We start from the raw sequence: 20,404 nt of genomic DNA, 5'->3' as shown, positions 1-20,404 counted from the left end.
CCGGAGTCGTCCCGGCGCGCGAGGCGTACGGCGAGCAGCAGCCTCAGGCTGCGCTCGAGGTCTCACCGGCGGCGGGCACGTTGGCCCGCGACAGCTCGACGAGCGCGACGAACGCCACCTCGTCGTGCACGGCGAGGTCGGCCAGGATCTTGCGGTCGACCTCGACCCCGGCGATCTTCAGCCCCTGGATGAAGCGGTTGTAGGTCATGCCGTTGGCGCGAGCCGCAGCGTTGATCCGCTGGATCCACAGGCGACGGAAGTCGCCCTTGCGGGCGCGGCGGTCACGGTAGGCATAGCCCAGCGAGTGGGTGACCTGCTCCTTCGCCTTGCGGTAGAGCCGCGAGCGCTGGCCGCGGTAGCCGCTGGCGCGCTCGAGGGTCACCCGGCGCTTCTTCTGGGCGTTGACCGCCCGTTTCACGCGTGCCACGTGAGTTCTCCTTGTCCGTCTGGTGCTTCAGGGTGCGACGTCGTGGACGTCTGCGAGGTGGGGTGCGGCCTACTTGCCGAGGAGCTTCTTGATCTTCTTCGCGTCAGGCTTGGACAGCTCGAGGTCGCCCGAGATGGAGCGCATCTTCTTGCTCGACTTGTGCTCGAGGAGGTGGCGGCCGCCGGCCTGCTCGCGCATGACCTTGCCCGTCCCCGTGAGACGGAAGCGCTTCTTGGCGCCGCTGTGGGTCTTCATCTTCGGCATGGCTGCCGATCTCCTTTGACTCGAGGTGTCGTGCTGGTCCGTCGGGCAGGGATGGTCCCCGACCGGTGGTGGTGGATGAGGTGGAAAATCAGGCGGTGGCGTCGACCGTGGCCGGGTCGGCCACGGACTCGTCGGAGACGGCGTCGTCGGGGACGGCGTCGTCGGTGACCTCGGAAGCGGTGACGTCGGAGGCGGTGACCTCGGCTGCGGTGACGTCGGCTGCGGTGAGCTCGTCGGTGGGCTCGTCCAGCACGTCGTCCTGGAGGTCGTCGCCGGAGGCCTCTCCGGTGCGGGCGTCGTCACGACGACGGCGCTCCTCGGCCTTGGCCTCGGACTTCTTGCGGGTCGGCCCGAGGACCATGATCATGTTGCGGCCGTCCTGCTTGGGCGCCGACTCGACGAAGCCGAGCTCGATGACGTCCTGGGCCAGGCGCTGCAGGAGGCGGAACCCGAGCTCCGGGCGCGACTGCTCGCGACCACGGAACATGATGGTCACCTTGACCTTGTCACCGGCCTTGAGGAACCGCTCGACGTGGCCCTTCTTGGTGCCGTAGTCGTGCGGGTCGATCTTCGGACGGAGCTTGATCTCCTTGATGACCGTGTTGATCTGGTTCTTGCGGGCGGCTCTGTCCTTCATCGCGGCTTCGTACTTGAACTTGCCGAAGTCCATGAGCTTGGCGACCGGTGGACGAGCCATGGGGGCGACCTCGACCAGGTCGAGATCAGCCTCCGCGGCCAGTCGCAGCGCGTCCTCGACGCGCACGATGCCCACCTGTTCGCCGTTGGGACCGACCAAGCGCACTTCCGGGACCCGGATGCGCTCGTTGATGCGAGGCTCGCTGATGTGGTGCTCCTTCGTGTCGGGGTGTCGTGACCAGCACGGGCTCTGAGCAACCCCTCCCACGGAAGAAGGCTCCTCGATCACCGAACGGTGCGCGAGGAGCCTCGAGGCCCTGGGGTCCACCGACGTCCCGCCCGACCCCGAGGGGACAGCCGTCCGTCGTCGCGACGACGTGACCCCGCAGGATCAGCCGCCACGTGGACCGGAACCCGCAACCGAGGTCGGCGCGGGTGGAAGCCCGAGGGCTCCTCTTGCACAGTGGGCCCGATGCTGGCACCCACTTGGTCTCCTCCAGACTACCAGTGACTCGGCCCCCGACCGAACGGCCACCCGGCGCCCCCTCCGAAGCGGACGCCGGGTGACCAGCGGGCGGTGTCAGGGCACCGCGACCGTCGTGCACCCCAGCAGGGGGTTGTGCGCCGGTTGCTGCACGGCTATCCCGTAGACGCACACGTTGCTGGCTCCCGAGCCTGCGGTGGGCACACCGCCGAGGTAGCCGGTCAGGGGTCCGGACCAGGCGAACGTCCGGGCGACGTCCGACCGGGCACCCCCGGTGGTCAGGGCCGTGAGCGTGTGGCTTCCGTTGGGGGCGAACACGTAGACGTGCACCGTCATCAGGGCCGTCGGGTTGGTGGGGTCGACCGCCCAGCCGGACACGTGCACCTGCCCTCCGGAGGCGCTGGCGCCGTCGAGGTGGCCCATGGGGCTGGGGATGTCGACGGTGCGGCACCCGATGCTGCGGTGGGCCCCGGCCCCGATGTTGATCACGTAGAGGCAGAAGGAGTGGCGCCCCGGCGTCGGTGCCATCACGGTCGAGTAGCCAGTGCCCACCCGCGTGCCGGGGTAGGCCGCGGAGACGTCAGCACGCGCTCCGCCGGTGGTGAGCCGGACGCCGGAGACCGAGCCGTCGGGCCGGTGGTCGTAGACGTCGACGTTCACGGCGTCCTGCGGTGCGCTGGGGTCGAACGCCCATCCGCTCACCGAGTACCGAACGCCGGCGGGGGTGGCGACCAGGCCGCCGCCGTCCCACGAGAGCACGGGGTTCTGGTCGGGCGCAGGGGGGTTCGCGCCGACGACGACGGTGCCCGAGGCATACGCCGTGGTCGACCCACCGGCCCGGGTGATGCGCAGGCAGAGCCAGTAGACGCCACCCCGCAGGCCCCGCGTGTTCCACACCGTGCGGTTGGTGCCGGCCGCGACAGGCACGTTCGAGGCCACCGTGGTGCCGTCGCACCCGGTGCGGTCGGTGTCGGCCACGAGAGTGGCGACTCCTCCGGGGGCGTAGGCGGCATCCGTCCAGCTGACCACGAAGTCACCGGTGGTGCGGAAGTCCGAGCGGAGCTGGACGCTGCGCAGGTACCAGCGACGCGGCCCCCGGTCCTCGTTGGGGTCCCACCGCAGGAGGGACACCCGCGCCGAGCTGTTGTAGGGGACGCTGACGGCATCGGGCTCGAGGACGAGGCTGGCGGGGCCGGCCAGGTCGGCCATGATGGTGCTCGAGCCGCTGTAGGTCAGCAGGTCGTTGGTCTGGCCCCACCCGTGGTCCGTGCGCTGCCACTGCACCCGAGCCATGGTCCCGCCGCCGGCGACGTCGCGCAGGTCGAAGGGGCCGGAGTAGGCGGAGCTGACCGTCAGGTGCCGGTAGGTCGTCCCGTCGATGCCACCGGACCCGATCCGCATCATGGCGTAGGGGTCGTTGGTGGTGTTGGTGGCGGAGAACTGCCCACCCGCCCAGCTCGCCGCCGTGGCGTTGCCGAGCGCAGCGAGGTCGGAGCTGTTGCGGAAGTCCCACGGGTCGTGGAGCACCTGGGTCGCGTAGTCGCGGTCACCGCCCTCGTTGGGCGTGAGGATGCGCGGCAGCGGCTGGCTCAGCGTCACCTGGTGCCAGGCGGCGACCGATCCCCTGCTGTCGGCGACGCCCACCTGGTAGGTGCCCGCGGGCAGCTCGCTCACGTTGATCGTGCCGGAGGTCCCCGAGACGGTGCCGAGCGAGCCCGCACCCGGCTGCGCCGACGTGACGGTCCTCCACAGGACCGAACCCGTACCGCCGCTGGGGTTGACCCACGAGACGTTGGTCCCGGACCCGGGCTGGACCACCCGCATCCAGTCGAGACGCAGGTCGATGCCCGGCGTGGACGCCAGACGCAACCCGTTGACCGAGCCGCCCCAGGCGAGGTTCCACCCGTTGTACCTCGAGGCACCGGGGGTGATGACGTAGGTGTGCCAGCCGGCCTGGAGGGTGAAGGGCATCCCCCCACCGCAGGACTGCGACACACCGCCGCCGGCGCAGTTGAACCAGAGCAGGCCCGCGGCAACGGTCGCGCTGCTGTACGCCTGGAAGGCGACCGTGCGGTAGGTGCTGGTGACCAGCTGGTTGCCATCACGGGCGCCGTCACGCCCGAGCAGCATCGACCCGCCGTACCCGCCCCAGATGGGGGAGACGTACCCGTTGCCGGAGAAGTGGACGGCGAGCGAGCCGCCGGACATCCCGATGCTCGACATGCCGAGGGCCGGCCCGGCATCGGTCAGGATGTCGGAGGCGTTGCTGTAGTCCCACGGATCGCCGAAGTGGTCGACGGCGTAGTCGTGGCCGGCGGGACCGGAGACCGGCGGGGGGGCACCGACCGCGGGCGAGGCGGACGCCGGCAGCGCGAGGGCAGGGAGAAGGACCGCGGCCAGGACGGCGACGAGGGCGGCCAGGACGACGAACGGCACCAGGGGCACCGGGGGCAGGGAGGAGTGACGTGGGGTGTGGGGGGGCATGGGGGGCTCCGGGGTTTGCGCCGCGCACCGGGGGCGTTCGGAGACCAGTGAGGTCAGAGCGGGGAGAGGTGGGGGGATGTGGGGAGGCAGAACGCACGAGCGGTGCACGGCGAACAGCAGGGTGGGAGAAATACCTTTATATCAGGATTCTTCGGTCGGATACGCGTTAGCAATCAGGAACTTCGGGCGGGGCCGACTCAGCCGGCGACGACCGCGACCGCGTGGATGACGAGACCGACCAGGCCGCCCACGATAGTGCCGTTGATGCGGATGAACTGCAGGTCCCGGCCGACGAAGAGCTCGACCCGGCGCGCGGTCTCGCGCCCGTCCCACCGGTTGATGGTCGACGAGATGACGTCGGTCAGCTCCTGTCCGTAGCGCTCGACGGCGAAGACGGCGAGGTCGGCGAGGTAGCGGTCGAACCGGTCGCGCAGGACCTCGTCCTCGCTCACCTGGGTGGCCGCGCGCACGAGCTCCTCCCGGGCCCGGGTCCGCAGCGGCCCATCCGGTTCGGCGAGCGCCGCCACCAGCGCGGATCGGAAGGCCCGCCACAGCGACAGCGCGGTCTCGACCAGCTGAGGGTGGTCGAGGACACGCAGCTTGAGGCGCTCGGCGCGCTCCATCGTCTCCTCGTCGTGCAGCAGGTCGCTCGAGAGCTGGGTCAGCAGGTCGTCGAGGGCCAGGCGTGCATGGTGGGCGGGGTCGTCGCGGATGTCGGCCACCCAGCGCAGCGCCTCGACGTGAGCCCGGTTGATGACGAAGTCGTTGACCATCTGAGGAACCCAGGTCGGCGCCCTCTCCTGCAGGATCTGGCCGAAGGCCGCCCGGTTGAGGGAGAGCCAGCGGTAGGCCTCGCCCAGGCCGAGATCGACCAGACCGTAGTGGGCCTTGTCGGCCACCACCTCGGCGAGGAGGCTGCCGGCCACCGGGCTGATCGGCTCCTGCCGCAACCGGGGCAGGACCGCCTCCTGCACGAGCTCGCTGACCGACTCGTCCTTCAGCCGGTGCAGGCCCGAGGTGAGGACCCCCGCCGCCTCGTCGACCGCCCGGCGGGCGTTGGTCGGCACGAGGAGCCACCGCGCGACGCGCGCCGCGACCTTCGCCGACAGGACCCGCTCGCGGATGATCTCCTCGCGCAGGAAGTTCTCCCCCATGAAGTCCTGCAGGCTGCGCGCGAGCATCTCCTTGCGCCTCGGGATGAGCGCGGTGTGCGGGATGGGGAGTCCGAGCGGGTGGCGGAAGAGCGCGGTCACTGCGAACCAGTCGGCCATGGCGCCGACCATCGAGGCCTCCGCGCCCTTGTGGACGAACCCGACGACCGAGGCCGGCTCCGCGTGCAGCGTGAGCAGGAAGACGACGGCGGCGGCGAGCAGCAGGGCGAGCGCGACGAGCCGCATCTGGCGCAGGCCCCGCGCCCGCTCCGCGTCGGCGACCGGGTCGGACGCGATGGCCAGACCGGGGGCGGGGCCCCCCGCACTGCTGTGGCTCACGTGGTCTCCTCGTCGTCTGGGACCCGAACCTATCCGAGGCCGGTCCGTCAACGCGCCAGCGCGCGGTAGCGTGCCCGACGTGACGATCTACCACCTGGCCGACCCCACCGAGTGGGCGCAGGCCCAGCGGGCCGGGGAGTACACCCGCTCGACCCGGGGACGCTCGCTGCAGGAGGAGGGCTTCATCCACTGCAGTGACGCCGAGCAGTGGCCGGTCGTGCGTCGCGCCTTCTACGGCGACGTCAGCGGGCCCCTGCTGCTGCTGGAGGTCGACGAGTCCGCCCTGACGAGCCCGGTGGTCCGCGAGATCGGCAACCCCGCGACCGGGGAGGTCTTCGCCCACGTCTACGGCCCGCTCGACCTGGCCGCCGTGGTCGGCACGATCGAGCTCGCTCCCCCGCACGCCTGAGGCGACACACTGCGCGTCCGCCCACCCGCGCCGCCGTAGGCTGCCGGGGTGCCGTCCGATCCGCCGCCCCCAGGAGAGCCGACGCAGGTCCTCGTCGTCGAGGACGACCCCTCCATCGCCACGATGATCACCTTGCAGCTCGAGCTCTCGGGGTACCGGGCGCACGTCGAGCGGGACGGGATCGCGGGCCTGGCGGCCGTGCGCTCGCGGCGGCCCGCCGTCGTGCTGCTGGACATCGGGCTGCCCGGTCTCGACGGCATCGAGGTGTGCCGGGCCCTGCGGGCCGAGGGGGACTGGACACCGATCCTCTTCGTCACCGCACGCGACGACGAGGTCGACCGGGTGGTCGGGCTCGAGCTGGGGGCCGACGACTACGTGACGAAGCCCTTCTCCCCGCGCGAGGTGATCGCGCGCATCGGCAGCATCCTGCGCCGGAGCAGCTTCGCCGCTCGAGACCAGGAGGAGCGCGAGGCCGACGACAGGCTCGTCCTGGGTCAGGTGCGGCTGCTGCCCCACGAGCGCCGGGTGACCGTGCGGGACGTCGACGTCCCCTTCACCGCCACCGAGTTCGACCTGCTCGCCCACCTCATGGCCACACCGGCGCGCGTCTGGACGCGCGAGCAGCTGCTCGACCAGGTCTGGGGCTCCGACACTCCCTCCGGGAGACGCACCGTCGACGTGCACGTCGCCCAGGTGCGGGCCAAGCTCGGGGACGACGACGTCATCCGCACCGTCCGCGGCGTGGGCTACTGCGCGCAACCGCCGCGCGGCGTCGCCTCGCGACAGCCGACCTGAGTGGTCACGACAGCGGCGGACGGCGCATCCCGCACCAGCCTGGCGGCCAGGATCGCGGCCCTGGCCGTCGGGGTGGCGCTGTTCACCTCGCTCGTCGGCGGGGTCATCAGCGTCAACCTGCTGCAGCGGGCCAGCGAGCAGACGGCCCGCGGTGCCCTGGCCGCCATCGCCGACGAGGCGGAGGCGACTGCCGCCACCGGTGCGAACGCCGAGGCCGGTCAGGCGAGGGCCCGCCGGGCGCTGCAGTCGCTCAACATCCAGATCGCGGTCCTGCGTGTCGTGGGCTCCGGTGCGCAGGTCCTGGTCGGCGACCCTCTGGCCCGTCGCTCGCTGACCCCCGAGCAGGTGCAGTCCGTGGCCGCCGGCAGGTCGCTCTCGTTGCGGCTCGACCGCGACGACGGTGTCGTCCTCGTCGAGGCGAGGGCGACCGAGGCGGGTGGTCTGGTGCTGGCGCAGCGCCGAGGGGACGCCACGGCGCTGAGCCGCGATGCGCTCACGCAGCTCACCTGGTCGCTCGTGGTCACCGGCGTCGTCGCGGCCGGGCTGGCGCTGCTCGTCGCGTGGCGCCTGGCCCTGCCCCTGCGCCGCACCGTCGCCGCGGCCCAGGCCCTGGCCGCCGGCCACCGCGACGTCGCCGTCCCGGAGACCGGCCCGCGTGAGGTCGCCGACGTGGCCGGTTCGGTCAACCACCTGGCGGCCGCGCTCTCCCACTCCGAGGCCCGTCAGCGGGAGTTCCTCCTCTCCGTCTCGCACGAGCTGCGCACCCCCCTCACTGCGGTCACGGGCTACGCGGAGTCCCTGGCCGACGGCGTCATCCCACCCGAGCGGCTGACCGAGGTGGGTCGGGTCATCGGCGCCGAGGCGGCCCGTCTGGAGCGGCTGGTCGCCGACCTGCTGGACCTCGCGCGCCTCGACGCGCGCGAGATGAGCATCCACCTCGTGGGCGTCGACCTGGTCACCGTCGCCGACGAGGTCGCCCGCGTCTGGCAGCAGCGCTGTGCCGCCCAGGGAGTGCCGTTCACCGTCGAGCGGCGGGCCGAGGCCCTTCCGGTCCTGGCTGACCCGCAGCGCCTGCGGCAGGCGGTCGACGGACTGCTCGAGAACGCCCTGCGGGTGACCCCGGCCGGACGTCAGATCGTCGTCTCCGTGGGGTATGCCGGGCGGCTGCCCACCGGTGCGGGCTCGAAGGGGGCGGCGGGGGCGGAGGGGCCACCGTCGGCCTCGATCGAGGTGCGGGACGGGGGCCCCGGGCTCACCGACGCCGACCTGCCGGTCGCCTTCGACCGCTCCGTGCTCTACGAGCGCTACCGGGGCATCCGGGCGGTGGGCACCGGACTCGGCCTGGCCATCGTCCAGCGCATCGTCACGCGCCTCGGAGGGGCCGTCGAGGCCGGGCACGCGCCCGAGGGTGGCGCGAGGTTCACCATCACGCTGCCCCTCAACCGCTGAGGCGCCCGGATCATCCTCGCTTCAGCTCGACGTCAGGCACCACGAACATCGCGTTTTGAACAAAGCGACAACGCGGATCGTCACAATTCGGCATCCTGTAGCCATGGGGGGACGTGACACGTGGTCGGCGACGGCGCGGTTGATGCGCCGAGCGGGCTTCGGGGCGACGGGCAGCGAGGTCGACTCCGTCGCCGGCACCGGACGCTCGAGGTGGCTCGCCGACGCCCTGGCCGCCGACCCGGCCACCGACCCCGGGTCGTTGTCGACCCCGCCACCGCTCCTCGAGCCGGTCCCCGCGCTGACGCCGGATCCCACCCGCAGCGAGCGCCGCGCGCGCAACGGCGTGCTGCGCGAGCAGCGCGACTCTCTCGCGAGCTGGTGGGTCCGCCGGATGGTCGCCACGGGGACCCCGGTCACCGAGCGTGTCACCTTCGCCTGGCACCACCTCTTCGCGACCGACGCACGCGTGGTGCGCGATGCCCGGATGATGCTGGCGCAGAACGAGACCCATCGCCGCCTGGGTTGCTCGACCTACACCGGTCTCCTGACCGCCATGGTCACCGACAGTGCGCTGCTCACCTATCTCAACGGCTCCGCCACGGCGGCCGGCCGGCGCAACGAGAACCTTGCCCGCGAGCTGCTCGAGGTCTTCTGCCTCGGCCGCCAGGCCAGCTGGACCGAGCTCGACGTGCAGGAGACGGCCCGAGCCCTCTCGGGCTGGGTCGTCGACCCAGACGGCACGACGGGCTTCACCCCGGCCTGGCACGACAGCGGTGTGAAGACCGTGCTCGGTCGCACCGGACCGCTCGACACCCACGACCTGCTCGCCACCGTCCTGGCCCACCCGGCTGCGGCGCCGCACCTCGTGGGTCGGTGGTGGACCGTGCTCGTGTCGTCGACGTCGACGGCGCCCGCCGGCGTGCAGCGCCGCGTGGCCGCGGCCTACGGACCCGGGCACGACCTCAGCGCGATGCTCACCTCGCTGCTCACCGACCCCGAGGTCGAGGCTCTACCCGCCTCGCTGGTGCGTCCTCCCGTCGACTGGCTCGTCGGGGCCGCCCGCTCGCTGCACCTGTCGCTCGACGACGACGGCGCCCGGACGGCTGTCGCCGCGCTGAGGGCGCTCGGTCAGGAGCCCTTCTCCCCGCCCAACGTCGGCGGTTGGCCCGCCGGCCGCGCCTGGCTTTCGACGGGCGCCGCCGAGACGCGGCTCACGACCGCCGGGTGGCTCGCCGGTCTGGCCGAGCTCGACGGCCTGGAGGCGACCTCACCGTCGGGACGGGTCGACGCGGTCGCCCACCTGCTCGGCCTCCCCGGCTTCTCGGACCGCACGGTCGTCGGTCTGCGCACCCTGGTCCGGGACCCCGCGGCCCTCGTCGCCGCGGCGCTGGTCTGCCCCGAGAACATGGTCGTCTGATGCCACTCCTCCCCCCTGCGGACCCCCGTCTGCCCCTCGACGGCCTCACCCGACGCATGCTGCTGCAGGCGTCGTGCGGGCTCGCGTCGGCCGGGATCATCGCGGGGGCCGCGCAGGTCGGGTGGGAGCAGGTGCTCGGCCAGGCCGAGAGCAGGCCCCTCGACGTGGGCACCCCGATCCTCGTGCTCGTGACCCTCTACGGCGGTAACGACGGGCTCAGCACGGTCGTCCCCTACGCCGACGCGGCTTATCACGACGCCCGCCCCGGTCTGGCCTTCGGCGCCGCCGAGGTCATCGCCCTCGACGAGTCTCACGGGCTCAACCCGGGCCTGTCCGGCTTGGCTGGGCAGTGGTCGACGGGGCGGCTCGCGGTGGTCCGGGGCGTGGGTCACCCGCAGCTCGAGCGCAGTCACTTCCGCGCGATCGACGTGTGGCAGACCGCCTCGCCGCAGACCCCCGTGCCTACCGGCTGGGTGGGCCGGTGGCTCGACACCCGCCGGGCGGGTCCGGACGACCCGCTGCTGGCCCTGCACGTCGGCGCCGTGCTGCCACCCCTCGCCGTCGGCGCCACCCACACGGCCGCCGCGCTGGCGGGCGCGCCCATGACCCTGCCCGACGGGACGTCCGCCAGCGCGGTGCTCGCCCACTTCGCCGCACCCGACCGCTCCGACTCCCCCGCCCTGGCCGACGTGGTGGCGTCGTATGCCGCGGCCGGGTCCGTGCGGGCGACGCTCCGCCCCCTGCACGGCGAGCTGACGGCGGGGCCGACCTTCGCCGAACAGCTCGACGTCGTCGCGCGCTGCATCCGCCTCGGGGTACCCACCCGCGTCTACTCCGTGTCGCTCTCCGGCTTCGACACCCACGCCGACGCGAAGGACTCCCAGACCACCCAGCTCACCCGGCTCGACCAGGGGCTGTCCGCCCTGCGCGATGCGCTCGCCGACCACCCACGCGCAGCCGACGTGGTCGTCATGGCCTACTCGGAGTTCGGGCGGCGCGTGCGGGCCAACACCTCGCACGGCACCGACCACGGCACGAGCGGGCCCGTGCTGATCACCGGTGATCGGGTGGTCGGCGGCTTTCACGGCGACGCGCCGTCCCTCACGGACCTCGTCGACGGCGACCTGCGCACCACGACGGACTTCCGCCGGGTCTACGGCGACGTGCTTCGTCAGGTGCTGCGCACCGACCCCGAAGCGGTGCTCGGCAGCGACCCCGAGCCCCTCGGGCTGTTCCGCACCTGACCCCCGCCAGACCTTGACCGGGCCCTGACCCTCCTCGAACACTGCGGGGTGATGCTGTCGTCCATGACCACATCGACCGACTGGGCCACCACGGCTCGGCTCCTGCGCCGGACCGGCTTCGGGGCGACCGGGAGCGAGGTCGACGCCGCCGTGCGGAGCGGCGCCGGCCGGTGGCTCGACGCGGCGCTCGCCGCCGACCCGAGCACCGACCCGGGGACGCGGTCCACCCCTGCGCCGACGCCGGCCGCGGTGCCGGCGGGAGGCAAGGACCAGACCCGGGAGCAGCGTCAGCGGCGCAACGAGGTGGTGCGCACGAACCGCGCAGCAGCGACGGGCTGGTGGCTGCGCCGGATGGCGGCGACCGGTCAGCCCTTGGTCGAGAAGGTCACCTTCGGCTGGCACAACCACTTCGCGACCGACATCCACAAGGTGCGCGACGCCCGGCTGGTGCTGGCCCAGAACGCCACCCTGCGTCGCCTCGGCAGGGCGTCGTTCACCGAGCTCGCCCGGGCCCTGGTGGTCGACCCGGCGATGCTGGTCTGGCTCGACGGGCAGAAGAGCACGGCCACGGCTCCCAACGAGAACCTCTCGCGCGAGTTCATGGAGCTGTTCACCCTGGGGCACGGCAGCGGCTACACCGAGCAGGACGTGCGCGAGGGGGCGCGGGCGCTCACGGGCTGGAAGGTCACCGCCGACGCGACGGCCACGCTCGTGGCCAGCCGCCACGACAGCAGGAGCAAGACCGTGCTCGGGCGCACCGGCGACCTCGACGCCATCGGCTTCGTCGACGCGGTGCTGGCCCAGCCGGCCTCGGCCCGTTTCGTCGCGACCCGCTGGTGGCAGCTGCTCGTCTCGCCCACCCCGCCGACGGCCGAGCAGCTGGTGCGGGTGACGGCGGCCTATGGCTCAGGTCGTGACCTGAGCGCGATGTTCCGGGCGATGCTCACCGACCCCGCCATGGCGGCGAGCACCGGCTCGCTCGTCGTGTCACCGGTCGAGTGGGCGATCGGTGCCGTGCGTGCCTTGCAGGTGCCCATGACGGACGACAAGCAGGTCAAGGCGCTGGTCTCGACTCTCAACGGGCTCGGGCAGGTGCCCTTCGCCCCTCCGAACGTCAGCGGCTGGCCGAGCGGCCAGGCGTGGCTGTCGACCGCCGCTGCCCAGACCCGTCTGCGGGCGGCGACCAGGCTCGCCGGCGCCGGTGACCTCGACGCCATCCGCTCGACCGCCCCGGGCACGCGCATCGAGGCCGTCGCGCACCTGCTGGCGATCCCCTCCCTGTCCGACCGCAGCGTCGTCGCGCTGCGGACCGTCTCCAGCGACCCGATGAAGCTCGTCGCCGCGGCGCTGGTCAGCCCCGAGTACCTGGTGAACTGATGCCCGCGATCCCCCGACTGGACCCGAAGAAGCCGCTGGACGGTCTCACCCGACGCACCCTGCTGCGGGCCTCCTGCGGCATCGCGGCAGCCGGTGTGCTCGCCGGCGCCGCGAAGGTGACGTGGGACGACGTCGTGCACCGGGCCGCCGTCGACCCGCTCGCCGCCGGCTCCGCCGTGCTCGTGCTCGTGACGATGTACGGCGGCAACGACGGCCTCAACACCGTCATCCCGTATGCCGACCCGGCCTACCAGAGCGCCCGACCCGGGCTCGCCTACGGCGCCGACGAGGTGATCCACCTCGACGAGGCCCTGGGGCTCAACCCCGGCCTCACCGGCCTCGGCCAGCTGTGGGAGGACCGGCAGCTCGCGGTCGTGCGCGGGGTCGGCTACCCCCGGCCTGATCACAGCCACTTCCGCTCGATGGACATCTGGCAGACCGCCTCACCGGACGCGCCGGTCAACACCGGCTGGATCGGCCGCTGGCTCGACACCGCCGGCGACGACCCGCTGCTGGCCCTCAACATCGGTGACGTGCTCCCGCCGCTGGCGGTCGGCACGAGTGCGACCGCGGCGGCCCTCTCGGTGGGGCGGGCGCCCGTCGGGAGCGGGCGCGAGCCTATCCTCGGGCACTTCGCGGCCAGCGACCCGAAGGACTCCGTCGCCGCCCGGCAGGTGGTCGAGTCCTACGCCGCGGTCCAGAGGGTCCAGACGACCTTCGCCCCCGTGGTCAGCGGGGCCAGCGCCGAGGCCGCCGGAGCCGGTGCCGGGGCGGAGGCCAGGGGCGCCGACGCGCTCGCCCAGCAGCTCGGCCTGGTCGCCCGGTGCATCCGGATGGGAGCGCCGACCCGCGTCTACACCGTGTCGCTCGGCGGGTTCGACACGCACGCCGACGAGAAGGGCACCCAGACCACCCAGCTGACCCTGGTGGACAAGGCGCTGTCCGGCTTCCGGACGGCGCTCGGTGACCACCCGAGGGCGAAGGACGTCGTGACCATGGCGTACACGGAGTTCGGTCGACGGGTCAGGGCCAACGCCTCACAGGGCACCGACCACGGCACGGCCGGCCCGGTGCTCGTGATGGGGACGGGAGTGACGGGCGGGTTCTACGGCGACCAGCCCTCGCTCACCGACCTCGACGACGGTGACCTCAAGGTCACCACCGACTTCCGCTCCGTCTACGCCGACGTGCTGCGGTCGGTCCTGGAGGCCGACCCTGCGCGGGTGCTGGGCGCGGACCGGGCTCCGCTGGGCCTGTTCACCTGACGTCCGTCCCGCGCGAGCCTCGCCGGGGCCGCCCACGACGAGGTCAGGTCGTGCCCGGGGCGGGCTCGAGGGCGAAGGCCAGGCCGTCGACCCGGGCCCGCAGCTCACCGTCGGTGGCGAGGCGCTCACCCACCCGCGTGGCCAGCGCCTCGACGGACGGCCCGTCGAGACCGGGCCGCAGGGCCAGGACGACGCGGAGCACGCCCTGACCGGGCGGTGAGCCGTCCTCGAGCCGCGTGGTGACGACGGCTGGCTCCGACGCGACCGCGACCGCGACCGCCTTCGCGACGAACGGGTCGGTCGACGCCGGGAGCCAGGAGGCACGCTGGGCCAGGGCCCAGACCATGCTGGGGCGCAGCTCGGTCGGTCCCTCGCTCCCCACGTCGACCAGGAGCACGTCGCAGCCCTCGGCGACCGCCGCCTGGGCGGCCCGGTCGGCGGACACGGGCACCGGGCGGGCCGACGCGTCCCAGCGTGCGAGGGCCGCAGCGGAGGTGAAGACCGGCAGCGCCCGTCGTCCGTCGGGCCCCACGATGGTGACGACCGCCATGTCGGTGCGCTTCTCGACCAGCAGCCCGGTCTCGCCGGTCTCGGTCTCTGCCGGGGCCGCGACCACCGGCACGATCCACCGGGCGGCCCGGACCAGTGCGAAGAGGGCGACATCGGTCTCGGGCGAGGGGTCGGCCCCGCGAGCCGCGAGGGACGCCAGCAGCGCTGCGTCGGCCGACCCGTCATCGTCCTCGAAGCCGGAGGGGGTGAGGTCACGGCCGGCCCAGGGCAGCCCGGCGCTGTCGGACGGGCCCGGCCGGTCGGCCCGGCTCATACCGGGGCCTGCTCGGGTCGCGGGAGGCTGGTGGCGGCACCGACGACCGCCTCGACCTCGATCTCGACCCGCATGTCAGGGTGCAGCAGACCTGCCACGACGACCATCGTCGCGACCGGTCTGACGGCGCCGAAGAGCTCGCCGTGGGCGCGGCCGATGGCCTCGCAGTCACGGCGGTGCGTGACGTAGAGGCGGGTGAGGACGACGTCGTCGAGCGTGCCCCCGAGCTCGGAGACGGCGGCCAGAGCCGTCTCCGCGGCCAGCCGCAGCTGGGCGGCCGGGTCGGAGGGGAAGTGGACGACCCCGTCGCGGGTCGAGGTGCACCCGGAGACGAGGATGCGGCTGCCGACCCGGACGGCGCGGGAGTAGCCGAACGCCTGCTCCCACGGCCCGCCAGAGCCGAGGCGGGCCTCGCTCACGGGCGACCGGCCACGTCGAGGGCGTCGGGCAGGGTGAAGCCGCCCCGGTAGAGGGCCGAGCCGACGATGGCGCCCTCGACCCCTCGGGCCACCAGATCCCGCAGCGCCCGCAGGTCCTCGAGGGTGGACACCCCGCCGGAGGCGAGGACCGGGCGGTCGGTGAACCCGCACACCTCGGCGAGCAGCTCGAGGTTCGGGCCCGCCAGCATGCCGTCCTTGCGCACGTCGGTGACGACGTAGCGGGCGCAGCCCTCGTCGTCGAGTCGCTCGAGGGTCTCCCACAGGTCGCCGCCGTCCTGGGTCCAGCCGCGAGCGGCGAGCGTGGTCCCGCGCACGTCGAGACCGACGGCGATCCGGTCGCCGTGCGCGGCGATCGCGGAGGCCGTCCAGGCGGGGTCCTCGAGGGCGGCCGTCCCGAGGTTGACCCGGCGGCACCCGGTGGCCAACGCGGTGGTCAGCGACTCCTCGTCGCGGATGCCGCCCGACAGCTCGACGAGGATGTCGAGCCGGCCCACGATCTCGTCGATGACCTCGCGGTTGCTGCCGCGGCCGAAGGCGGCGTCGAGGTCGACGAGGTGCAGCCACTCCGCGCCCTGCTCCTGCCACGCCAGCGCCGCCGCGAGCGGCTCGCCGAACTCGCCGCCCGAGCCGGCCACCCCCTGCACCAGCTGGACGGCACGGCCACCGGCGACGTCGACGGCGGGCAGCAGCTCGAGCCGGCCGGCGGCGGGAGCACCGGTCGACGAGGGGGCGGTCGGGCTGGGCTGGGTCACGATGGATGCGTCTCCTGCGAACGAGGGGGGCCGGACGGGGTGGGTGGCACGGGCTAGAGCGACCGGACCCAGTTCTCGAGGAGGTGGGCTCCGGCGTCGCCCGATTTCTCGGGGTGGAACTGCGTGGCGGTGAGCGGTCCGTTCTCGACGGCCGCCACGAAGGGGCCCCCGTGCTCGGACCAGGTGACGACCGGGGCCACCACGGCGAAGGAGCCCTCGGGGTGGAGGCTCCACTGCTGGGCGGCGTAGGAGTGCACGAAGTAGAAACGCTCGTGCTCGACACCGGCGAAGAGGCGCGAGCCGGCGCCCGCCTCCACCGTCGACCAGCCCATGTGGGGCACGACGTCAGCCGCGAGCCGGTCGACGGTGCCCGGCCACTGGCCGAGGCCTTCCCGTGGTGCGGCAGCCGGCTCGCTCGACCCCTCGAACATCACCTGCATACCGACGCAGACCCCGATCACCGGGCGGCCCCCCGACAGGCGGATGTCGATCAGGCGCGGGCCGTTGGCCCGGTGCAGCCCGGCAAGACAGGCGTGGAAGTTGCCCACTCCCGGTACGAAGAGCCCGTCCGCCTCCAGCGCCTGCTCTCGGTCGGCCGTCAGCACCACCTGCGCCCCGACCCGCTCGAGGGCCCGCACGACCGAGTGGACGTTACCGCTGCCGTAGTCGAGGACCACGACGGTGGGCGATGAGCCGCTCATGTCGACCTGCCTCCCATCTCGGCGCGCCAGGACGCGTCGTCGCTCACCATCCGCCCGAAGGCGGCGACCCCCTTGTCGGACGCCGGGACCACCCGCACCTCCGGGCCCCACGGGCCGTCCGCCGGTGCGCCCAGCAACCCGGCACCGGGAAGGTGCAGCGCGGCGAGCAGGCCCTGCAGCACCTCCAGGGGGCTCCCGACGTCGTCGTGCACGAGGTCGGCAACCGCCGCGAGAGCATCGGGGTCGTCGACCTCGGCCAGGTGCACCAGCGCCGCGAGCCGCATGGTCGGCAGGCCGCCGGGCACCACGAGCCCGGTGCCGGGGCGCCAGGCGACCCAACGCTGCACGGGCCGCCACCCGCCCGGGGTGGCGGTGAGCAGAGCCTGGTCGTGCACGACGGTCATACCGAAGCTGGGACGCAGGGCCCGCGGAACGGGGCGGCCGAGCAGCAGCCCGATCGGGTCGTCGTACGGCGCGGCGAGGGGGCTGGTCACCGCGGCGGGCAGCAGCCCGCACCACCCACGCTCGAGCGGGACCACCCGTAGGGACACGAGGCCCTTGGCCGCCCAGGCCGCCACGGTCTCGGCACCGCCGCGCACCAGCAGGAGCCCCACCGGCGGAGAGGAGCGGCGGGCGGCCGGTCCGGAGGGGGTGGTCAGGGCGTCGGACATCGGACCCGCACGCCTAGAGACTGCCCTTGGCACTGGGGACGCCGATGACCCGGGGGTCGCGCTCGACGGCCGACCGCAGGGCCCGGGCGAAGGCCTTGAACTGCGCCTCGACGATGTGGTGCGGGTCGCGGCCCGACAGCACGCGCACGTGCAGGCAGATCGCCGCGTGGTGGACGATGCTCTCGAAGACGTGCCGGGTCATCGACCCGGTGAAGTGGCCCCCGATGAGGTGGTACTGCTGGCCCTCGGGCTCCCCCTCGTGCACGAGGTACGGCCGACCGGAGACGTCGACGACAGCCTGCACGAGGCACTCGTCGAGGGGCACCGTCGCGTCGCCGAAGCGGCTGATGCCGCGCTTGTCGCCGAGCGCCTCGCGCAGTGCCTCGCCGAGCACGATCGCGACGTCCTCGACCGTGTGGTGGGCGTCGACGTGCGTGTCACCCGTGGCGCGGACGGTGAGGTCGACCAGGGAGTGCTTGGCCAGGGAGCGCAGCATGTGGTCGTAGAACGGCACCCCGGTGGAGACGTCGGACTCGCCCGTGCCGTCGAGGTCGAGGGTCAGCTCGACCGACGACTCGCTGGTCGTGCGGCTGATCGTCGCGGTGCGGGCGCCGGTCACGAGAGTGGCTCCTGAGGCTGAGTCTGGGTCTGGGTCTGGGGCTGGGGTTGGGCGCGGGTGACGCGCCGGTGGGAGTCTGGCAGATCGGCGACGGCCGCGAGGAACGCGTCGGTCTCGGTCGGTGTGCCGGCGGTGACCCGCAGGTAGCCCGGGAGCCCGACGTCACGCACCAGCACACCCCGCTCGAGCAGGGCCTGCCAGGTGGCCGGGGCGTCGTCGAGACCGCCGAAGAGCACGAAGTTGGCGTCGCTCGGCTGGGGTGGGTAGCCCAGGGCCTCGAGCTCGGTGACGATGCGGTCGCGCTGCGTCTTGATCGCCTCGACGGTGTGCAGCAGGCTCCGGACGTGGGTGAGGGCAGCGAGGGCGACCGCCTGCGTCGGGTCGGACAGGTGGTAAGGCAGGCGGACCAGACGCAGCGCGTCGAGCAGCGCGGGCGCACCGGCGAGGTAGCCCAGGCGGGCGCCGGCGAGGGCGAACGCCTTGCTCATCGTGCGGGTCACCACCAGCAGCGGGTGGTCGGCCAGGAGGCCGACCGCGCTCGGTGTGCCCGGTCGGGCGAACTCGGCGTAGGCCTCGTCGACGACCACGAGCGAGCGCGGTGCCGCATCGAGCACCGCCTCGACCACGGCGGGGTCGAGCGCCGTGCCCGTGGGGTTGTTGGGCGAGCAGAGGAACACCAGGTGGGGCTGGTGCGCCCGCACCTGCGCAGCCGCCGACTCCGGGGTCAGGTCGAAGGCGCCGGACGGCGCCCCGCGCAGGCCGTCGACCCAGGTCGTTCCCATGGTGCGCACGATGATGGGGTGCATGGAGTAGGCGGGGGTGAAGCCGAGGGCGGTGCGCCCGGCTCCGCCGAAGGCCTGCACGAGGTGCTGGAGCACCTCGTTGGAGCCGTTGGCGGCCCAGAGCTGGTCGGCGGCGAGTGCCACGCCGGTCTGGCTGGCGAGGTAGGCCGCGAGCGCCGCACGCAGGGCGAGGAACTCGCGGTCGGGGTAGCGGTTGAGGTGCACGGCGACGCCGGTCACGGCAGCCGTGATCGCCGCCACGACGTCGGCCGGCACGTCGTAGGAGTTCTCGTTCGTGTTGAGCCGCACCGCGACGTCGAGCTGCGGCGCACCGTAGGGCGTCTGACCGCGCAGGTCGTCACGCAGCAGGGCGTCGACCAGGTCGGCCGGAGACTCCCTCGTCTGCGCGCTCACGAAGCCGGGGCGGGAGCCGGGCCGGGGAGCCGGTCGCCGAACCGGGCGGTCACGGCTTCGCCGTGGGCCGGTAGGTCCTCGGACTGCGCGAGGGTGACGACGTGGTGCGCGACGTCACGCAGGGCGGCCTCGTCGTAGGTGACGACGTGGACCCCCCGCAGGAACGACTGCACCGACAGTCCGCTGCTGTGGCAGGCGCAGCCGGCGGTGGGCAGCACGTGGTTGGAGCCCGCGCAGTAGTCACCCAGGCTCACCGGAGCCCAGGGTCCGACGAAGACGGCCCCGCCGTTGCGCACGCGAGCAGCCACGCCGGCGGCGTCGCGGGTCTGGATCTCGAGGTGCTCGGCGGCATACGCGTTGACGACGGCCAGACCGGCGTCGATGTCGTCGACGAGGACGAGACGCGACTGGCGGCCACCCAGGGCCGTGGTCACCCGCTCACTGTGCTTGGTCTGCGGCACCCGTCGAGCGAGCGCCTCCTCGACCGCGTCGACCAGGGCCTCGCTGTCGGTGACGAGCACCGCTGCCGCGAGGGGGTCGTGCTCGGCCTGGCTGACCAGGTCGGCGGCGACGTGCTCGGGGTCGGCGCTGTCGTCGGCGAGGACGGCGATCTCGGTCGGACCGGCCTCGGCGTCGATGCCGATCAGACCCTTGAGCAGCCGCTTGGCCGCGGTGACGTAGATGTTGCCGGGACCGGTCACGAGCGACACGGGCTCGCAGACGACGCTCCGGTCACCCTCGGTGTCGGTGAACCCGTAGGCGAACATCGCGACCGCCTGCGCACCGCCGACGGCATAGACCTCGTCGACACCGAGCAGGGCGCACGTGGCGAGGATGGTGGGGTTGGGGTAGCCGGCGAAGACGCCGACGTTCTCCCTCTGGGGTGGGCTGGTCACGGCCAGCGAGGGGACCAGGGCCAGCTGAGCCGGCACGACGTTCATCACGACGCTGCTGGGGTAGACCGCGAGGCCGCCCGGCACATAGAGCCCGACGCGGTCGACGGGCACCCAGCGCTCGGTGACGGTGCCGCCCTCGACCACCTGCGTCGTCGTGTCGGTGCGGCGCTGGTCGGCGTGCACCAGACGAGCCCGCCGGATCGACTCCTCCAGTGCCGCCCGCAGGTCGGGGTCGAGCTGGTCGAGGGCCGCCTGGAGCACGGCAGCAGGCACCCGCAGGTGCTCGGGGCGCACCCCGTCGAAGCGCTCACCGAGGTCGCGGAGCGCGTCGGCGCCGCGATGACGCACGTCCTCGACGAGAGGCCGCACCTGCGAGAGGGCGGCCTCGACGTCGAACTCGGCACGGGGAAGGGCCTCCCGCAGGTCGCGCACCGTGAGCGGTGCACCCCGCAGGTCGAGTCTGGACATCATGGGACCAGTCTAGGCGGGGTGCGCCGACGCCTCCACGCGGCGTCCGGCGGGCAGGAGGAGGCAGTGCAGGCGCCCGTCCCGACCGGGCGTCTTA

At 73.2% G+C, this 20,404-nt stretch carries 19 protein-coding genes and 1 pseudogene; 7 read left to right on the top strand and 13 right to left on the bottom strand.

The window, feature by feature from the left end; genetic code table 11:
• Positions 1 to 43 precede the first annotated feature (43 nt).
• The 5 genes and pseudogenes from rplT to V3N99_18215 form a co-directional block, all read right to left on the bottom strand.
• A complete protein-coding gene (gene rplT, locus V3N99_18235) occupies positions 44 to 427 on the bottom strand; it encodes a 50S ribosomal protein L20 (protein ID MEO3938673.1) in 384 nt (127 codons plus the stop codon).
• A 69-nt stretch (positions 428 to 496) separates the two neighbouring features.
• Positions 497 to 691 carry a 50S ribosomal protein L35 gene (rpmI, locus tag V3N99_18230; protein MEO3938672.1) on the bottom strand — a complete coding sequence of 65 codons (195 nt, stop codon included), beginning with the start codon at positions 689 to 691 and terminating at the stop codon, positions 497 to 499.
• A 298-nt stretch (positions 692 to 989) separates the two neighbouring features.
• Positions 990 to 1,535 (bottom strand): annotated as a pseudogene (infC, locus tag V3N99_18225) (translation initiation factor IF-3).
• A gap of 372 nt (positions 1,536 to 1,907) precedes the next feature.
• Positions 1,908 to 4,295: a hypothetical protein gene (locus V3N99_18220; protein ID MEO3938671.1), complete on the bottom strand. Its 2,388-nt coding sequence runs from the start codon at positions 4,293 to 4,295 to the stop codon at positions 1,908 to 1,910.
• 197 nt (positions 4,296 to 4,492) lie between these two features.
• Positions 4,493 to 5,785 (bottom strand): DUF445 domain-containing protein, encoded by a 1,293-nt coding sequence (locus V3N99_18215; GenBank protein MEO3938670.1) that lies wholly within the window; start codon positions 5,783 to 5,785, stop codon positions 4,493 to 4,495.
• Between the two features lie 79 nt (positions 5,786 to 5,864).
• On the opposite strand from V3N99_18215, the gene V3N99_18210 reads away from it, so the two are divergent.
• The 7 genes from V3N99_18210 (at position 5,865) to V3N99_18180 (ending at position 13,741) form a co-directional block, all read left to right on the top strand.
• Positions 5,865 to 6,194, top strand: coding sequence for a DUF952 domain-containing protein (locus V3N99_18210; protein MEO3938669.1), 330 nt, complete (start codon positions 5,865 to 5,867; stop codon positions 6,192 to 6,194).
• Positions 6,195 to 6,242: 48 nt separating this feature from the next.
• Complete coding sequence (locus V3N99_18205; protein ID MEO3938668.1) at positions 6,243 to 6,989, top strand: response regulator transcription factor; 747 nt, start codon at positions 6,243 to 6,245, stop codon at positions 6,987 to 6,989.
• Positions 6,990 to 8,438 carry a HAMP domain-containing sensor histidine kinase gene (locus V3N99_18200; GenBank protein ID MEO3938667.1) on the top strand — a complete coding sequence of 483 codons (1,449 nt, stop codon included), beginning with the start codon at positions 6,990 to 6,992 and terminating at the stop codon, positions 8,436 to 8,438.
• A gap of 103 nt (positions 8,439 to 8,541) precedes the next feature.
• A complete protein-coding gene (locus V3N99_18195) occupies positions 8,542 to 9,855 on the top strand; it encodes a DUF1800 family protein (protein MEO3938666.1) in 1,314 nt (437 codons plus the stop codon).
• Positions 9,855 to 11,099 carry a DUF1501 domain-containing protein gene (locus tag V3N99_18190; GenBank protein MEO3938665.1) on the top strand — a complete coding sequence of 415 codons (1,245 nt, stop codon included), beginning with the start codon at positions 9,855 to 9,857 and terminating at the stop codon, positions 11,097 to 11,099. Before V3N99_18195 ends, V3N99_18190 begins: the two co-directional genes overlap by 1 nt.
• Before the next feature lie 63 nt (positions 11,100 to 11,162).
• Positions 11,163 to 12,476: a DUF1800 domain-containing protein gene (locus V3N99_18185; GenBank protein MEO3938664.1), complete on the top strand. Its 1,314-nt coding sequence runs from the start codon at positions 11,163 to 11,165 to the stop codon at positions 12,474 to 12,476.
• Positions 12,476 to 13,741, top strand: coding sequence for a DUF1501 domain-containing protein (locus tag V3N99_18180; protein MEO3938663.1), 1,266 nt, complete (start codon positions 12,476 to 12,478; stop codon positions 13,739 to 13,741). Before V3N99_18185 ends, V3N99_18180 begins: the two co-directional genes overlap by 1 nt.
• A gap of 43 nt (positions 13,742 to 13,784) precedes the next feature.
• Here the strand turns inward: V3N99_18180 and V3N99_18175 are convergent, their stop codons facing one another.
• Genes V3N99_18175 through hisD form a run of 8 tightly spaced genes read right to left on the bottom strand, consistent with a single transcriptional unit; the run spans position 13,785 to position 20,310 of the window.
• Complete coding sequence (locus V3N99_18175) at positions 13,785 to 14,564, bottom strand: SseB family protein (protein ID MEO3938662.1); 780 nt, start codon at positions 14,562 to 14,564, stop codon at positions 13,785 to 13,787.
• On the bottom strand, positions 14,561 to 14,983 hold the full coding sequence (locus V3N99_18170; GenBank protein MEO3938661.1) for a RidA family protein: 423 nt from the start codon (positions 14,981 to 14,983) through the stop codon (positions 14,561 to 14,563). Before V3N99_18170 ends, V3N99_18175 begins: the two co-directional genes overlap by 4 nt.
• Positions 14,980 to 15,756: a bifunctional 1-(5-phosphoribosyl)-5-((5-phosphoribosylamino)methylideneamino)imidazole-4-carboxamide isomerase/phosphoribosylanthranilate isomerase PriA gene (gene priA, locus V3N99_18165; protein MEO3938660.1), complete on the bottom strand. Its 777-nt coding sequence runs from the start codon at positions 15,754 to 15,756 to the stop codon at positions 14,980 to 14,982. The genes V3N99_18170 and priA overlap by 4 nt, the downstream gene beginning before the upstream one ends.
• Before the next feature lie 53 nt (positions 15,757 to 15,809).
• Complete coding sequence (hisH, locus tag V3N99_18160) at positions 15,810 to 16,457, bottom strand: imidazole glycerol phosphate synthase subunit HisH (GenBank protein MEO3938659.1); 648 nt, start codon at positions 16,455 to 16,457, stop codon at positions 15,810 to 15,812.
• Entirely contained in the window at positions 16,454 to 17,128 is a 675-nt protein-coding gene (locus V3N99_18155) for a hypothetical protein (GenBank protein ID MEO3938658.1), read from the bottom strand. The genes hisH and V3N99_18155 overlap by 4 nt, the downstream gene beginning before the upstream one ends.
• A gap of 13 nt (positions 17,129 to 17,141) precedes the next feature.
• The gene (gene hisB / locus V3N99_18150) at positions 17,142 to 17,747 is read right to left on the bottom strand and encodes an imidazoleglycerol-phosphate dehydratase HisB (GenBank protein ID MEO3938657.1); all 606 of its coding nucleotides are present in this window, start codon (positions 17,745 to 17,747) and stop codon (positions 17,142 to 17,144) included.
• Positions 17,744 to 18,943: a histidinol-phosphate transaminase gene (locus V3N99_18145; protein MEO3938656.1), complete on the bottom strand. Its 1,200-nt coding sequence runs from the start codon at positions 18,941 to 18,943 to the stop codon at positions 17,744 to 17,746. The genes hisB and V3N99_18145 overlap by 4 nt, the downstream gene beginning before the upstream one ends.
• Complete coding sequence (gene hisD, locus V3N99_18140) at positions 18,940 to 20,310, bottom strand: histidinol dehydrogenase (protein ID MEO3938655.1); 1,371 nt, start codon at positions 20,308 to 20,310, stop codon at positions 18,940 to 18,942. The genes V3N99_18145 and hisD overlap by 4 nt, the downstream gene beginning before the upstream one ends.
• Between the last annotated feature and the right edge of the window lie 94 nt (positions 20,311 to 20,404).

The organism is Dermatophilaceae bacterium Soc4.6 (assembly GCA_039889245.1).
GTDB lineage: Bacteria > Actinomycetota > Actinomycetes > Actinomycetales > Dermatophilaceae > Lapillicoccus.
The sequence above is the reverse complement of the archived record's forward strand: the minus strand, read 5'-3'. Positions and strand labels throughout refer to the sequence as shown.